Source organism: Asanoa sp. WMMD1127 (assembly GCF_029626225.1).
Taxonomy (GTDB): Bacteria; Actinomycetota; Actinomycetes; order Mycobacteriales; family Micromonosporaceae; genus Asanoa.
Genome location: NZ_JARUBP010000001.1, coordinates 3,343,981 through 3,359,509, shown reverse-complemented (window position 1 = coordinate 3,359,509; position 15,529 = coordinate 3,343,981). Strand labels below are relative to the sequence as shown.

The window sequence follows — 15,529 nt, the reverse complement described above, 5'->3', positions numbered from 1 at the left end:
GGCTCAGAACAACTGCAGCGAGCCGGTGCGCTGCGCGTGGCGCTCTCCCACCCGCAGCAGCACCGCGGTCAGGGCGAGCAGCCCTGCCGACAGGGCGGCCAGGAAGACCAGGTCGGCGGCCAGCTGACCGACGTCCCGGCCGTCCAGGAGCGCCCCGCGCAGCACCGTCAGGCTCGTGGTCAGCGGGAACGCGAGGCCGATCGCCTTGACCCAGACCGGAAGCGCGAACAGCGGCAGCCGCACCCCGGCGACGAACCACAGTGGATCGTCGAGCAGCGTGTAGAGGAAGGCCGAGTCGCGGCTGAACATCAGGAGGCTGTTGAGGAACGCGCCCCAGGCGACCGCGGGCACCAGCAGCGCGAGGGCGGCGATCGCCAGCATCCCGGGATGCGCCAGGTGCAGCGTGCCGGTGGCGACCGCCGCCGCGACGCCGAAGCACCCGAACAGCCAGGCGTTCTGCACCAGCGCGCTGGAGCCGTTGGCGACGACGAGCGCCATCCGGCTGGCCGGCGTCAGGAACATCGCCTCGAGCGTGCCGCTGACCCGTTCCCACGAGAAGTGCCAGGCGGACTGCACGAGCGAGAAGAAGAAGGTGTACGCCAGCGCGCCGGCCGCCAGGAAGGCCAGCAGCCGTCCGGGCTCCGCGACCAGGGGCCAGCGGGCGGCGGCGGCCGGCGACTGCGCCACGGGCAGCACCGTGTAGTAGGTCGTGGCCAGCGTCAGCACCGGCCACAGCAGCATCGAGAACACGACCAGCTTGCTGCCGAAGATCCGGCGGTGCTGCTTGAGACCCTCGGCGGCGAAGACCCGCAGCGCGGCTCTCATCGCGCCACCGCCGGGGCCCTGGTGCCGGCCATCGCCAGGATGGCGTCCTCCAGGGTCGGCGGGGTGACCTCCAGCCGCACGATCGCGCCACCGGCCCGGACGACCGCGGTGGCCAGCTCGCCGGCCAGGTCGTCGGGGCTGCGCAGCACGTAGGTGGGCCGGTTCTCGGCGTCCAGCCCGGTCTCGACCTCGACGCCGAGCGCGCCGACGGCCGCGTCGACGGCGGCCGCCCGCTCGGCCAGGGTGAGTTCGACGGTGTGCGGCAGGCGGGTGCCGGCGGTCAGCGCGGTCGGGCTGCCCTCGGCCACCAGCCGGCCGTGGTCGATGACGTAGACGTGCCCGCACAGCTGCTCGACCTCGGCCAGGTAATGCGAGGTGAGCAGCACGCCGACGCCGTCGCGGGCCAGGTTGGCGACCACCGCCCGCAGGTCGCGGGCGATCGGCGCGTCGAGGCCGAGGGTCGGTTCGTCGAGCAGGAGGTACGCCGGCTCGTTGATCAGCCCACGGGCGATGCTGAGCCGCTGGCGCATGCCACGGCTGTAACGCTCGACCAGGGTGTCGGCGGCGTCGGTCAGTCCGACCAGCGCCAGCAGGTCGTCGATCCGGGCTTTGAGGACCGTGCGGGGCACGTCGTAGAGCTGGCCGAAGTACCAGAGGTTCTCCCGGCCGGTGAGTCGCGCGTAGACCATGCGCTCGCCACCGGCGATGAGGTTGATCCGGTGGCGGATCGCGCGGGCGTTGCCGACCACGTCGAGGCCGTCGACCGTGACCGTGCCCGCGGTCGGCCGCAGCAGGGTGGCGAGCACCTTGATGGTGGTGGTCTTGCCGGCGCCGTTGAGCCCGAGCAGCCCGGTCACCGCGCCGGGCGGGATCGTCAACGACAGGCCGTCGACGGCCAGGGTCTCGACGCCGGCGCGCCGCAACAGCTTGCGCTGCGCGGGAAACGTCTTGCGCAGGTTCTCGGTGACGATCACGCTGATCCTCCACGTTGGATGGCCACGCGCTCCGCGGGCGCGAGCAGGCGGAGCCCGACGAGCAGATAGGCCAGGCCGAGGGCGAGGCAGAGCAGGAGATCCGGGGCGGCGGCGGAGAGCGGCGCGTGGTCGAGCGTCGCCGCGCGCAGCGCCCGGAGGGCCGAGGTGACCGGCAGCGCCTCGCCGAGCCAGCGCAGCGGGTCGGGCAGGTAGCTCGGCGGGAAGGTGAACCCGCAGAGCAGCCCCATCGCGACGAACAGCGTGTTCTGCGTGATGTGCGCCTCGCCTGCGGTGATCATGATGGCGCTCAGCGGCACGGAGATGCCGAAGACCGCGACGGAGGCGGCCACGAACGCGGCGAGCAGGGTGAGCGGGTCCGGCGCCGGGAGGCGTACCCCGATCGCGATCGCGAAAGCCAGCATCACGGCCACCTCGACCACCGTCGTGGTCAGGGCCTGCAGGCCGACCCCGATCAGGTACGGCAGCCGCCGGGCCGGAGCCAGCACCTGGCTCTCCAGCGTGCCCTCCCGCTGCTCGGTGATCTGGGCCTTGGCCACCCAGAGCACCATCCGCACGGTGAACATCGAGGCGGCGGCGCCGACGGTGACGTAGCCGAGGTAGTCCGCCGTGCCGGCGGCGGCCGCGAAGTCGCCGCCGGCCCGGCCGCCCCCGATCGCGTGGTAGGCCAGGTAGGCCAGGCCGACCGTGAGGATGCCCGTGGCCAGCGTCCCGACGAAGTAGGTCCACTGGTAGGCCCGCAGGGTGACCAACCAGTTGCGCCGCAATGTCGGCATGGCGGTGGCCACTGGTTCCTCCTAAGTTTTATTTTGGAACTTACTGGTTCGGGTCGAAGATGTACAGAGTCGAGGCGCACGAGGAGGCCGTGGTGATCGCTCGGGTACGGGCCGTCGACGAGGCGTGCGGTGTCGCCCAGGCGGCCGCCGTCATGGGCGACTGGTGGAACCTGCTCGTGCTGCGCGAGGTGGCGCGCGGGCGGCACCGCTTCGATGCGCTGGTCGGCGAGCTCGCGGTCTCGCGACGCGTGCTCACCGAGCGGCTGGCGCACCTCGTCGAGCACGGGATGCTCGACCGCACGCCCTACCAGGAGCGCCCGGCGCGCTACGAATATCGCCTGACCCCGCGCGGCGAAGGGTTCCTGCCGGTGCTCGTCGGCATGCAGGACTGGGCCGACCGCTGGCTGCTCGGCGACGGCACGCTGACCGCGACGGCGCCGGCGGCGGGTGCCGAGAGCGACCGGGTACGCGCGCTGGTCGGCACCCGCGTGCCGCCGGTGTCCCTGCCGGCGGCGGACGGTCCGCCGCGCGACGTGCTCGACGGCCCGACCGTGCTGTTTACCTATCCCGCGACCGGCCCCCACCCGGCCGGCTGGGGTTCGATCGAGGGCACGTTCGGCTGCACGCTGGAGAACCGGCTGTTCCGCGACCGGTGGGCGGAGTTCACCTCGGCCGGCCTCTCCGTGCGGGGCGTGAGCACCCAGCGACCCGACGAGCAGGCCGCGTTCGCCGCCGCGGAGAAGGTGCCGTTCCCGCTGCTGTCCGATGTGGACCTGGCGCTGACGGCGGCGCTGCGCCTGCCGGCGGTGCGGATCGCCCAGCAGCAGCGGCTCAAGCGCCTCGTGCTGGTCGCCGACCGCGACCGGGTGGTCCGTCACACGATCTTCCCGGTGACCGACATCCCGGCCGCGGTCGACGAAGCCTTGACCGTGGGCCGCGGGCTGTGACGGCTCAGCCTTGCTCTGCTTCCATCGGCGAATCAGCCTGCGGTGGCGGGCCCCCGCTGGTGGCGATCAGCGTCACCGACGCGCCCGCGAACAGCGCCGCCCCGAGGAAGACGGCGCCCGGTGCGCCGTGGCCGAGCGACCAGGCGAACAGCGCGCCGGCCGTGATCGGCACGGTCAGCTCGGCCACCGCGGCGACCCCGGTCAGCGCGCCGTTGACCGCGCCCTGCTCCGCATCCCCGGTGGCGCGGGAGATCAAGGACTGGGTGGCCGCGGCCCCGACGGCGCCGAGCACACCGACGGCCTGCAGACCGTAGACCGCGGCCGGCGTCGTCGCGAACGCCAGACCACCGAGGGCCGTCGCGCCGGCCGCGCCGCCGAGCACGGCGGCCCGCCGGTCGCCGAGCCGCCGCACGACCGGACCGACCGCCCGAGCCTGGAAGGCGGCCCCGGCCAGGGCGCCCGCGGCCATCGTGACGCCGACCTGGGCGGTGGTCCAGGCGAACTGACAGGTCACGAAGAACGTCCACATTGACTGGTGCGTCATCCGGGCGACGTCGGCGCAGAAGCGGGCGACCGTGAGCCGGCCGAGGACGGGCCGGCGCAGCACGGCCGCGATGGCGCCGAGCGGGTTGGCCACGTTCGGCCGCAGCGGCGTGGTCCGGTCACCGGGCCGCGACTCCGGCAGCACGCGCCAGCCGTAGGCGACGTTGGCCAGGGCGAGACCGGCCGCCGCCCAGAACGGCAGCCGCGGGTCGACGGCGCCGAGCAGGCCGCCCAGCACCGGCCCGGCGACGAACCCGAGCCCGAAGGCCGACCCGACCAGGGCGTACGCGTCGGCGCGCCGCTCGGGCGGGGTGACGTCGGCGACGTACGCGTTGACGACGGTGGTCGTGCCCGCGCAGGCGCCGGCGATGGCGTGGCAGACCAGCAGCAGGCCGACCGTGGGCGTCAGCGCGTGCCCGACCCAGTCGAGGCCGAGACAGGCCAGCGAGGCGAGCAGCACGGGCCGGCGACCGTAGCGGTCGGCGAGCCGCCCGAGCAACGGCGCGGTGAGGAACTGGGCCAGGCCGAACGCGGACCCGAGCAGACCCGACCAGGCGACGGCGTCGGCGGACCGCCCGGTGAGGTCCACCATGAGGGCGGGCACGACCGGCACGACGATGCCCAGGCCGAGCAGATCGACGAACACGGTGACGAGCAGGAAGCGCATCGGTACTCCCGAGGTGGCGGAGGCAGGGCCCCCACCGACTCGAGGTACGGAGGATCAGATTATCGGTGCCGTCAAACGCTTTTCCCGGAAGCGGCGGCCAGACTGGGGAGGTGCGGGACTTTCCTGACGGACGCCGGCCGCCGCGGTGGGCGGTCTGGACCGCTCACCTGATCACACTGCTGGTGCTGCCGTCGGGCCTGTGGCGGGTGGGGCTCGCCCTCGGCTTCTCCATGGGCATCACGTCGGCGGCCGGCGTCGACGCGTCGTCGGGCCTGGTGCGCGGTTGGGGCGTGTTCTACGTGCTCGCGCTCACCGCCTTGGCGGAGGCCGTCAGCCTGCTGTCGCTCGGCCTGGTCCGGCCGTGGGGCGAGGTCTTCCCCCGCTGGCTGCCCATCGTCGGCGGCCGTCGCGTGCCGCCGACGCCCGCCACGGTCGTCGCCGCGGCGGGTGCGGTCGCGCTCATGGTGATCTGGACGTTCGCCACCGTCAACTTCTTCCGCCTGACCCTCGGCGGCCGGCCCGGCGAGGGTCTGGAGTTCGCGAACGGGTGGTGGCAGGCACTGGTCATCGCCTGCTACGTCCCCTTGCTGCTCTGGGGCCCGCTGCTGCTGGCCGTCACCTGGTCCTACTACCGCCGCCGGCGCCCGCGTTACCGTCGAGATGATGGCCGAGAACGCTAGTCGCACCGCGGTGCTGGTGTGTCAGGGGCGGGCTGCGGCGCATGGGCGGCTGGCGCCCGAGCGGTTCGCCGATCCGACCGCGATGCCGCTGTTGCGCCCCGACGAGCGGGTGACGGTGGAGGCCGTGCGGCACGGCGAGGCGCCGCGGGACTGGCGGGCGCGGGTGGCCTACGAGGGGATCCTGGCGATCACCGAGCTCATGGTGCCGCGCACCGTGGCCATCGACGACGCCGTGCGTGACCACGCCGCCCCGCAGGTGGTCATCCTCGGTGCCGGCCTGGACGGGCGCGCCTGGCGGATGGCCGAGCTGCGCGACGCCGACGTGTTCGAGGTCGACCAGCCCGCCTCGCAGCAGGACAAGCGGGCCCGGGCGGCCGCGCTGTCCGGCCCGCCGCCGGCCTACGTGCCGGTCGACTTCCGCACCGACGACCTGGGTGCGGCCCTGGCCGCCGCCGGCCACCTCGCCGACCGGCCCACGACCTGGATCTGGGAGGGCGTCGTGCCCTACCTCACACCAGGCCAGGTGGAGGCCACCGTCGGCGCGCTCACCTCCTGCTCCGCGCCGGCCAGCCGGCTGGTGGTCAACTTCCAGCTGCCCGTCCCGCTCCTCAAGCTCGGCTTCCTGGCGGCCCGGGCGCTGGCCCGCTCGACCGGGCGGCGCAGCGTCCTCAGCCGGGAGCCATGGCGCTCGACCTGGACACCACGCGCCATGGCCGACCTGCTGGCCCGGCACGGCTTCACCGTCACCCAGGACCACAACGTCCTCGACGTCGCCGAGACCCTGGGCACACCGATCCGGCGCGGGCGGTCCCTGGCCCAGAGCCAGGTCCAGGTGGCCGACCGCGGCTAATTGAGCTGACCGGTCGGGCGCTCCCGCGTTAGCTTCGGCGGCATGGAACCACTCGATGAGGCGACGATCCGCGGCTCGTTCGTCAACTGCAGCAAGGGCGAGGCCAGCCGCATCCGCCTCCCCGTGGGCTTCGCCGACGGCGCGGTGCCCTGGGCCGACCTGGACTTCCTCGGCTGGACCGACCCGGCCGCGCCGCTGCGGGCGCTGCTCGTCGTGCCGAAGCCCGGGCCGGACGGACCGACCGGCGTCGTGCTGCGCCGGCCCGAGGCGCGCAGGGCGTCGGCGCTGTCCCGGTCGAGCATGTGCCGCGTCTGCCTGACCGACCACGCGGCCTCCGGCGTCGCGCTGTTCGTGGCGCCGCTGGCCGGGCCGGCGGGGCGCAACGGCAACACCGTCGGCGAATACCTCTGCGCCGACCTGGCCTGCTCGCTCTATCTGCGCGGCAAGCGCCAGCCCAAACTGCGGCTGGTCCGCCGCGAGGAGACGCTGAGCGTCGAGGAGCGCATCGACCGGGCGCTGGCCAATGTGACCGCGTTCGCCGAGCGCGTCACAGCTGGATGACCTGACCCACCCGCGCCGGCGTACGCCCGGCCACCGCGTCCGACCACGCCGCGCGCAGGGCCTCAGGGCCGTGGCCGACCCGCACCTCGACCTGCGCACCCAGCGCGTCGGCGAACCGGCGCCACGCGGCGGCCGAGCGGCGCTCCACCTCCCCGCGGCCCCAGTCGCCGGCCCGCTTGCGCATCTGGTCGGGCGCGAAGAAGAACTCGCCGGCGGCCTCGATGTTGGGCTCCTGTCGGGTCAGCCCGACCGCGATGTCGCGCACCAGGCGGTCGCCGAGGTGCGCCCGCAGTGCGGCGCGGGTCGCGGGGGCGCCGGACAGGTCGAGATAGACGGCCGGCTTCGGCTCCAGGCTCGCCACCTGGTCGTACGCCAGCACCTGGTCGTAGCAACCCAGCGACTCGGTGAAGGCGACGTTGCCCGGTGACGTCAGCCCCACGACCCGGGGCCCCTGACCCCGCAGCTCGTGCGCCGCCGCGTACGCCGTTTTGCTCGACGCCGAGGACAGCACGACCGTCGCGGCCCCGAAGAAGTCGTTGTCGGCCAGGTAGTCGGCCAGCATGAACGACGTGACGAACAGCGGCCGGAAGAGCACCAGCAGGTCCTCCTCGTCGGCCCGGTAGGCGTCGTCGGTGCTGGTCAGCCGGTAGGCGTTGTAGGGCGACGGCAGCTCCGCCCGGTGCGGGCTGCCGTCCCGGAAGCCGAGGTCGTCGACCCGCGCCGGCCGCACGACGAGGTGGCTCGCGGACGGCAGGTAGCCGTAGACCCGCTGCCCCGCCTCGACCCCGGGCGCACGCGACTCGACCACGGACGCGAAGCCCCACAGCGGCACGATCCCCCACGACGGCTCGAGCCCGCGCGGCTCCGCCGGGAAGAACCGCCAGTAGCCGAACGCGTCACCCAGCACGGCATAGGTCACGTTGTTGGCGGTCATCCCGACCCGCTCGACCCGCAGCAGGGCCTCGCCGTCGGCGATGTCCACCGCCGCCGCGTCGACGACGGTGGTCCGGGTCAGCTCGTCACGCCCGACGGCGAACGTCCACGAAGGATCCATCCGGCGACGGTAGCGTCCGCCGCCACGCTCTGACGAGCGCCGCCGCCCACGGTGAGACAGCCGTCGCACGTCAGTTGGGGGTGAACACGATGGCCTGGTTGTCGGCGAGGACCGGCTGGTTGAGGGAGTGTTGGACGGCGGCCGTTCCGGTCGGGTTCTCCAGCCCGACGGTGGCGCTGTCGCCGCGTTCGCGGGTCTTCGACGGTGCCAGGCTGCTGTAGTTGAACACGATCGTGCCGTTCTCGCCGAGCGTGGCCTGCACCGAGACGCGGGCGGACGCGGAGCCGTACTGGCCGATGTTGTTCCACTCCACGACCAGCTGGCGGTTGGGCGCCGCGCCGGTGACCTTGGTGCGGATCGTGCTGTCGCCGCGCACGACCAGGTCGTCCCAGTACGGATAGACGCCGGCGTTGGGCAGCGCGGCCGCCGGGATCCCGACGTTCTCCGGTTGCGCCCAGTCGGGGTCGGCGAACGACAGGAAGCCGTTGGTCGAGATCCACGCCTCCGACCTCGGCTGGCCCCAGAACGGCACCGCGAACGGCAGGTCGATCCGGGTCGTGGCGTCGTCGCCCGTGAGCGGGACGTCGACGCCGCCGGTGACCGGGGCGTACGCCCGCGACTCGGTCGTCTTCGTGTAGCCCGCCGGTGGGCTGCCGACCGCCAGGTTGACCGTCGCCGTGCCGCCCGCGGTCACGGTGACCTGCTTCGCGGCCGACTCACCGGACGACGTCGCGGTCACCGTGTAGGCGCCCGGCGGCACCGCGCCGAACTCGTAGGCCCCGCCGCCGGTCGTGGTCGTCGACCCGCCACCCGGCGCCAGCGTGACCGCCGCCCCGACGATCGGCGACCCGGTGGCCGCGTCGGTCACCACACCGCGCACCGTGCCCGTGGTCGGCGCGGGCGGCTCGTCGGGGTCGTCGCCGGTCGGGGTGAACGTCACCCGCTTGCCGTTGTCGAGGCTGGCCTGGTTGAACGAGTAGGTCAGCGCCGACGCCCCGGCCCCGTCCTCGATGCCCACCGTCGCCGAGTTGCCGTCCTCCCGGGCCGAGTTGAGCGCGTCGTAGTTGAAGTCGATGCGGCCCGACTCGTGGAGGACCGCGCTGACCGACAGCCGCGCCGAGTTGGAGCCGTAGTGGCCGGTGTTGTGCCACTCCACCACGAACCGCCGGTTGGGCGCGGAGCCCAGCGTCTCCGTGCGGATCGACGAGTCGCCGCGCAGCACCAGGTCGTCCCAGAACGGGTAGATGGCGTTGTTGGGCGCGCTGCCGCTCGGCAGGGCGCCGTTGACCGCGATCAGCCCGGCCTGGCCCGGGTCCGCGAACGACAGGAAACCGTTGCTGGTGACCCAGACGCTGCTCTGCGGCACGCCGTAGAACGGGAACGCGAACGGCACCGACACCTGCTGCTTCACGTCGTCGCCGGCGAGCGGCAGGGTGGTCGCGTCGGCGCCGACGAACGGCTGCCCGGTCGCGTCGCTCATCTCGTAGCCGTCGCCGCCGCTGTGGGTGCCGTTGAACGTGGCGTGATAGGTGGCCGCGGCCGTGCCGGCGGTGATGACGTGGGTCGCCGCGCCGCCGTCGGACCAGCTGCCGAACGCGTAGCCGGACTGCGGGCTCGGCGCGCTGATCGCGTTGGTGGAACCGGCCAGCACCGTACGCGTCGCCGGTGTCGTCACCAGGACGCCGTTGACGCTCAGCTCCAACCCCGGCGGGCTGCTGGTGAACGTCAGGTCGACGCTGCGCGGGTCGAGCCGGCGCGTGACGGTGTGGGTGAGCCCGCCGTTGTCGGTGGCGGTGAGCTTCAGCTCCAGATAGGACGGATACTCGTGGTCGGGCGCCGTGAACGTGCCGGACGCCACGCCGTCCCACTCCTGCACGTTGTGGGTGTGGCAGTTGTCGGCCGCGTAGCAGTGCTCGAGCAGCAGCTGCCAGTGCAGCGCCGAGGCCGGCAGGTTGCCCTGCTGCGGGTCGGTGGCGTGCCCGCCGAACGAGATGGTGTCGCCGACCTTGAAGTCCGGGTTGCCCGCCGGTGTGTCGATGACCGCGGTGGGTGCGCCGGTGCCGACCAGGATCTGCACGGTCTTCTCGGCCGACAGCCCGCCGAGGTCACTGACCCGCAGCCGCGCCGTGTAGGTGCCGACACTCGGGTAGGTGAACGACGCCGTCGCGCCGGACGCGTCCCACGAGCCGTTGTTGGTGAAGTCCCACTGGTAGGACAGCACCTCGCCGGCATCGGGATCGGTGGAACCCGACGCGTCGAAGCTGACCGTGAGCGGGGCGTTGCCGGCGGTCGGCGACGCGCTCAGCGCCGCGGTCGGCGGCTGGTTGCCGCTGTTGTAGTCGAACCGGCGGATCGTGCCGCCGCTGTGGTCGACGTAGTAGAGCCGGTTGTCGGGCCCGATCTGCAGGTCCACCGGCGTCGCCGCGGTCGAGGTGAACGGCACGATGTGGTCGCGGTCGGGCACGCCGCCGGCGCCGGGCAGCATCGCCCAGATGCACTGCCGCGCGTAGTCGCCCCAGAACAGCGCGCCGCGGTACGTCGCCGGGTAGTTGCCGCCGCTGGTCGGGTAGAACGCCAGCGCGCTGGGCGACGAGCCACCGGTCGGGCAGCCGTCGCCGGACACCACCGCGGCCGCATGGTGGTAGGTGTACTGCGGCGCCACCACCGCGCCGGCGCCCTGCGCGTAGAGGCTCTCGCAGAGCGCCAGGTTGGGCGAGTCGTAGCCGTTCTGCCGGCCCTCGCCCTCGTAACAGGGCCAGCCGAAGTTCTCCACCGGCCCGGCGAGCGGGTCGGCGAGCCGGTCGATCTCCTCCCAGAGCCGCCAGCCCACGTCGCCGAACCAGACCTCGGAGGTGCCCGGCCGGAACGCCCAGCGGTACGGGTTGCGCAGGCCGTACGCGAGGATCCGGCGGGTGTTGGGGTCGGCGCTGCCGGCCATCGGGTTGTCCGGGAGCGCGGCGCCGGTGTCAGGGTCGACGCGGATGAACGTGCCGGACAGGCCGGTCGGGTCGCCGGGGGTACGCACGTCCTGCGACCGCAGCGCGCCGCCCTCGGCGGTCGGCGGGGTCATCGTGCCGCCGACCGGGGCGCCGGGGTCGCCGCAGGAGTTGGGCACCGCGCCGCGCTGGCCGTAATCGGGGAACGAGGGCGAGGCGCCGTCGCCGCCGCTGACGTAGAGCGCGCCGTCGGGACCGAACTTGACGTCGCCGACCGCGTGCGTCTCGTACATGTGGCACCAGTCGTGCAGCAGCACCTGCTCGCTGCCGGTCATCACGTCGCCGGCGATGCGCAGCCGGGAGACCCGGTTGCTGACCATGCAGTCGCCGAGCACGGCGCATTGGTCGTTGTAGGTGGGCGCGCTGCCGCCGATCGGGCCGTCGTAGGTGTAGCTGACGTAGACCCATGGCGAGTCCGGGAAGTTCGGTGGCACGGTCATGCCGAGCAGGCCGAGGTCGCCGTAGGTGAAGACCTCGTCCCTCAGGTCGGCGAACACGGTCGGGGTGGTGTCCGACAGGCTGTCGAAGATCTTGATCACGCCGTTCTTCAGCGCGACCAGGATCCGCCCGTCGGGCGCGAACACGAGCTTGGTCGGGCTGGACAGCCCCGACATCACCACCTGCTCGGTGAACCCGGCGGGCGGTGGCCCGGCCGCGACGGGCGCGGCGCCTACGCCCGCGGTCAGCGGCACGGTGAGAACCAACGCCAGCAAGCCGGCGACGAACCGCCGAACGCGCAACGACACCGCTCTGCTCCATCCCGCGATGCGGACGACGACAACACATGCTGACGCCCTGAGCGACATCTGATCGTCAGCTTCGTGACCGGTCCCGTTGACCGGACGGGCGAACTTGGCCGCCCGTCCGGCAACGGGCCGCCTCAGTTCGGTGTGAAGACGACCGCCGTGCCGTTGGACAGCACGCCCTGGTTGAACGAGTGCTGCACGGCGTTGGCGCCGGCCGCGTCCTCGATGCCGACCGTCGCCGAGTCGCCGCGCTCACGCGCCGACGTCGCCAGGTCGGCGTAGTTGAAGGCGATCTCGCCCGACTCGGAGAGCACGACCTGCGCCGAGATCCGCGCCGACGACGAGCCGTACATCCCGGTGTTGAACCAGTCGACGACGAACTGCCGGTTGGGCGCCGAACCGACCACCTTGGTCCGGACGGCGCTGCCGGTGCGCTGCACGAGGTCGTCCCAGTAGGGGTAGAGAGCAGCGTTGGGCAGCGCCGCCGCCGGGATGGCGGTGTTGTCCGGCGTGGCCCCGTTGGGGTTCACGAACGACAGCACGCCGTTGGTGGACACCCAGGCCGTGTTCTGCTGCTGTCCGTAGAACTCGAAGCCGAACGGCAGGGTCACCTGGGCCACCGCGTCGTCGCCCGTGAGCGGCAGCACCGTGCCGTCCGCCGTCGACACGTACGGCCGCGCCTGGGTGGTCTTCGTGTAGTCGCCCGACCCCGGCGGCAGCCCGGTCAGCGTCAGGTTGGCCGTGTGCGTGCCGCCCGCGGTCACCGTCACGTTGGCCGAGCCCGTGAACCCGCCCGGCGCCGTGCCGCTGACCGTGTAGGGGCCCGGTGGCACCGCGGTGAACTGGTAGCCGCCGTTGGCCGCGCTGGTCGCCGTGCGCCCCGACGGCGAGAGCGTCAGGGTGGCGCCGGCCAGCGGCCCGCCGTTGGCACTGACCACGCCGGAGATGGTGCCGGAGGTCGGTGGCGGCGTGCCGCCCGGCGGCGAGAACGTCACCGTGGTGCCGTCGCGCAACACCGGCTGGTCGACCGAGTACGCGAGCCCCACGGTGCCCGACGCGTCCTCGATGCCGACGGTCGCCGAGTTGCCCTCCTCGCGGTCGTTGGTGGACAGGTCGGCGTAGTGGTAGGTGATGCTGCCGTCCTCACCGAACACGGCGGAGACCCGGATGCGCGCGGAACTCGAGCCGTAGTAACCGCTGTTGCGCCATTCCACAGTGAACTTGCGGTTGGGCGCCGAGCCGCTCACGCCGGTGCGCACCGTCGAGTCGGCCCGCTGCACGAGGTCGTCCCAGAACGGGTAGACGGCGGCGTTCGGCACGGCGGTCGACGGCAGCGGTCCGTTGGCGCCGAGCGCGCCGGCCGGGTCGACGAACGACACGAACCCGTTGGTGGACACCCAGGCGTTGCCGTACTCCTGGCCGTAGAGCCGGAAGGGGAACGGCATGGCGACCTGGGTGACCGCGTCGTCGCCGGTCAGCGGCAGCACCGGGCCGTCGGCCGCGGCGAACGGCTGGCCGGTCTGCGTGGTGCAGACGTAGCCGAAGCTGTCGGCGCAGCCGGCCGCGCTGGTGAACGTGGCGGTGTAGGTGGCCGGGGCCGTCGGAGCGGTGATGACGTGGCTGTTGGCCCCGCCGTCGGACCAGCTCGCGAACGTGTTGATCGAGCCACTCGCGCTCTGCGGCGACGGCGCGCTGACCGTGTTGGTCGAACCCTGGATGACCGTACGCGTGAACGGTGTGGTGCCGGTGAACGGGCCGACGTTGAGCTGCAGCCCGGCCGGGTTGGTGCGGAACGTCAGGTCGACCGTCTTGGGGTCGAGCTGCCGCGAGACCGTGTTGCTCAGCCCGTCGGCGTCGGTCGCGGTCAGCTCCAGCTCCAAATAGGACGGATAATCGTGGTCTGGCGCGACGAACGTCCCGCTCGCCACCCCGGACCACTGCTGCACCTCGTGGATGTGGCAGTTGCCGACACTCTCGCAGTGGTGCATCCGCAGCCGCCACGACAGCGCCGAGGCGGGCAGCGTGCCCTGCTCGGCGTCGGTCGCGTGCCCGGTGAACCCGATCGAGTCGCCGACCTTCCACGTGGTGGTGGCGGCCGGGGTGTCGATCGCGGCGACCGGCGCGGTGCGGCCGGGCTGGATGGTCACCAGGTGCGTGTCCGTCGCCCCGAGCGTGTCGGTGACGGTGAGCTTGGCCGTGTAGCTGCCGGCCGCCGCGTAGGTGAAGGCCGCCGTCGCGCCGGTCGCGTCCGTGGAACCGTCGTTGGTGAAGTCCCACGCGTAGGTGAGCCGGCCCTGGTCGGCGGGGTCCGCGTCGGTCGAGGCGCTGCCGTCGAAGGCGACCCGCAGCGGCTGCCCGACCACTGGAGTGGCGCTGAACGTGGCGGACGGCGGCTGGTTGCCCGGGAAGTAGCGGATCCGCCGGACCGTGCCGCCGAGGTCGACGTAGTAGAGCTCGTCGCCCGGCCCGACGGCGAGGTCGACCGGACCGGCCGCGGCCTGCCCGAACGCTTCGATCGCCCCGGTGGACGGGAGCCCGCCCGCGGTGGCCGGCTTCATCGCCCAGATGCAGTTGCGCGAGTAGTCGGCGAAGAACAGCCCGCCCGCGTACGCCGCCGGGTAGTTGCCGCCGCTGCTCGGGTAGAACGCCAGGCCGCTGACCGCGTCGCCACCGTTGCCGCAGTTCTCCCCCGGCACCACGGCGCCGCTGTGGTGGTAGGTGTAGTACGGCTGGGTGTGCCCGCCGCCGCTGTAGAGCGACTCGCAGAGGTTGAGGTTGGCGCTGTCGTACGAGCCCATGATGCCCATGCCCTCGTAGCAGGGCCAGCCGAAGTTGGTGACACCCGCCGTCGGGTTGCTCACCCGGTTGATCTCTTCCCAGACGTTCCAGCCGACGTCGCCCGACCACACCTCGTTGGTGCCGGGCCGCATCGTCAGCCGGAACGGGTTGCGCAGGCCGTTGGCGACGATCCGGCGGGCGTTGGCGTCGGCCGAACCGGCCAGCGGGTTGCCGGCCGCGGCCGCGCCGGTGGCCGGGTTGAGCCGCAGCACCGTGCCGTCGAGACCGGTGGGGTCGCCGGTCGAGCGGACGTCCTGGGAGCGCAGCGCGCCACCCTCGGCGGTCGGCGGGTTCATCGTGCCGCCGACGCCGGACGGCGGGTCGGCGCACGGGTTGCGGGGGTTGCCGAGCTGGCCGTAGTCGGTGGCGCTGAAGCTGGCGCCGTCTCCGGCGCTGACGTAGAGCATGCCGTCGGCGCCGAACTTGAGGTCGCCGATCGAGTGGCTCGGGAACTGCTGGCACCAGTCGGTGATGAGCACCTGCTCGGCACCGGTCATCACGTTGCCGGCGGCCTGCAGCCGGGACAGCCTGCCCTGCACCACGCACTGCCCGTTGTTGGCGTCGCCGCAGTTGTCGTTCCAGTACGGCGCCGTCTGGCCGGGCGGGGCGTCGTAGGTGTAAAGCACGTATACGTACGGGTTCGCCGGGAAGTCCGGCGGCAGCGCGAGGCCCAGCAGGCCGCGGTCCCACACGTTGAAGACGTTGGTGGACAGGTCGGCGAAGACCGTCGGGGTCGGGTCGGCCAGGTTGTCGTAGACCTTGACCCGGCCGCCCTTCTCGGCGACGAAGACGCGGCCGTCGGGGGAGAACTCGATGTTGGTCGGCTGGCTCAGACCGCTGAACACGATCTGTTCCTGGAAGCCGCTCGGCAGCGTCGTCGCCGCGGCCGGCCCGGCCGGACCCAGGGCCGCCAGCCCCCCGGCGACCAACGCCGCGGCGAGCACCGTGCGCAGCAGACGTCGTGGGCGCGTCATCGCGCCACCTCCCCCAGAAGATCCACGTACGCACATGCGGTGCGCAGGCGCACAGGCTAGCTACTGGATCAAGAGGAGAC

At 72.9% G+C, this 15,529-nt stretch carries 11 protein-coding genes; 4 read left to right on the top strand and 7 right to left on the bottom strand.

Annotated features, from left to right (window positions below):
* Window positions 1-3: 3 nt before the first annotated feature.
* From O7635_RS16015 to O7635_RS16005, 3 genes are read right to left on the bottom strand one after another with little or no spacing between them, the layout of a single operon-like run.
* On the bottom strand, window positions 4-825 hold the full coding sequence (locus tag O7635_RS16015) for an ABC transporter permease (RefSeq protein WP_278081225.1): 822 nt from the start codon (window positions 823-825) through the stop codon (window positions 4-6).
* Window positions 822-1,799, bottom strand: coding sequence for an ABC transporter ATP-binding protein (locus tag O7635_RS16010; RefSeq protein ID WP_278081224.1), 978 nt, complete (start codon window positions 1,797-1,799; stop codon window positions 822-824). Before O7635_RS16010 ends, O7635_RS16015 begins: the two co-directional genes overlap by 4 nt.
* The gene (locus O7635_RS16005) at window positions 1,796-2,605 is read right to left on the bottom strand and encodes an ABC transporter permease (RefSeq protein WP_278081223.1); all 810 of its coding nucleotides are present in this window, start codon (window positions 2,603-2,605) and stop codon (window positions 1,796-1,798) included. The genes O7635_RS16010 and O7635_RS16005 overlap by 4 nt, the downstream gene beginning before the upstream one ends.
* 47 nt (window positions 2,606-2,652) lie before the next feature.
* Between O7635_RS16005 and O7635_RS16000 the strand changes: the two genes are divergently transcribed.
* Entirely contained in the window at window positions 2,653-3,540 is an 888-nt protein-coding gene (locus O7635_RS16000; RefSeq protein ID WP_278081222.1) for a winged helix-turn-helix transcriptional regulator, read from the top strand.
* A 4-nt stretch (window positions 3,541-3,544) separates the two neighbouring features.
* Here O7635_RS16000 and O7635_RS15995 read toward each other — a convergent pair whose 3' ends face one another.
* Complete coding sequence (locus tag O7635_RS15995; protein WP_278081221.1) at window positions 3,545-4,750, bottom strand: MFS transporter; 1,206 nt, start codon at window positions 4,748-4,750, stop codon at window positions 3,545-3,547.
* Window positions 4,751-4,860: 110 nt separating this feature from the next.
* On the opposite strand from O7635_RS15995, the gene O7635_RS15990 reads away from it, so the two are divergent.
* The 3 genes from O7635_RS15990 to O7635_RS15980 are packed head-to-tail and all read left to right on the top strand — an operon-like array spanning window position 4,861 to window position 6,841.
* On the top strand, window positions 4,861-5,430 hold the full coding sequence (locus tag O7635_RS15990) for a hypothetical protein (protein WP_278081220.1): 570 nt from the start codon (window positions 4,861-4,863) through the stop codon (window positions 5,428-5,430).
* Window positions 5,414-6,280, top strand: a complete 867-nt coding sequence (locus O7635_RS15985; RefSeq protein WP_278081219.1) for a class I SAM-dependent methyltransferase — start codon at window positions 5,414-5,416, stop codon at window positions 6,278-6,280. The genes O7635_RS15990 and O7635_RS15985 overlap by 17 nt, the downstream gene beginning before the upstream one ends.
* Before the next feature lie 42 nt (window positions 6,281-6,322).
* Window positions 6,323-6,841, top strand: a complete 519-nt coding sequence (locus O7635_RS15980; protein ID WP_278081218.1) for an FBP domain-containing protein — start codon at window positions 6,323-6,325, stop codon at window positions 6,839-6,841.
* Here the strand turns inward: O7635_RS15980 and O7635_RS15975 are convergent.
* The 3 genes from O7635_RS15975 to O7635_RS15965 all read right to left on the bottom strand — a co-directional run bounded on the left by O7635_RS15975 (window position 6,828) and on the right by O7635_RS15965 (window position 15,449).
* Window positions 6,828-7,895, bottom strand: a complete 1,068-nt coding sequence (locus tag O7635_RS15975; protein ID WP_278081217.1) for a DUF2855 family protein — start codon at window positions 7,893-7,895, stop codon at window positions 6,828-6,830. The genes O7635_RS15980 and O7635_RS15975 overlap by 14 nt on opposite strands.
* Before the next feature lie 70 nt (window positions 7,896-7,965).
* Window positions 7,966-11,637 (bottom strand): PQQ-dependent sugar dehydrogenase, encoded by a 3,672-nt coding sequence (locus tag O7635_RS15970; RefSeq protein WP_278081216.1) that lies wholly within the window; start codon window positions 11,635-11,637, stop codon window positions 7,966-7,968.
* Between the two features lie 134 nt (window positions 11,638-11,771).
* Window positions 11,772-15,449 carry a PQQ-dependent sugar dehydrogenase gene (locus O7635_RS15965; RefSeq protein WP_278081215.1) on the bottom strand — a complete coding sequence of 1,226 codons (3,678 nt, stop codon included), beginning with the start codon at window positions 15,447-15,449 and terminating at the stop codon, window positions 11,772-11,774.
* Window positions 15,450-15,529: the final 80 nt, after the last annotated feature.

Excerpts from the sequence above, each read along its gene's own strand:
- O7635_RS16015 (WP_278081225.1), bottom strand. The coding sequence starts at position 825 with ATGAGAGCCGCGCTGCGGGTCTTCGCCGCCGAGGGTCTCAAGCAGCAC.
- O7635_RS16000 (WP_278081222.1), top strand. The coding sequence starts at position 2,653 with ATGTACAGAGTCGAGGCGCACGAGGAGGCCGTGGTGATCGCTCGGGTA.
- O7635_RS15995 (WP_278081221.1), bottom strand. The coding sequence starts at position 4,750 with ATGCGCTTCCTGCTCGTCACCGTGTTCGTCGATCTGCTCGGCCTGGGC.
- O7635_RS15985 (WP_278081219.1), top strand. The coding sequence starts at position 5,414 with ATGGCCGAGAACGCTAGTCGCACCGCGGTGCTGGTGTGTCAGGGGCGG.
- O7635_RS15980 (WP_278081218.1), top strand. The coding sequence starts at position 6,323 with ATGGAACCACTCGATGAGGCGACGATCCGCGGCTCGTTCGTCAACTGC.
- O7635_RS15975 (WP_278081217.1), bottom strand. The coding sequence starts at position 7,895 with ATGGATCCTTCGTGGACGTTCGCCGTCGGGCGTGACGAGCTGACCCGG.
- O7635_RS15965 (WP_278081215.1), bottom strand. The coding sequence starts at position 15,449 with ATGACGCGCCCACGACGTCTGCTGCGCACGGTGCTCGCCGCGGCGTTG.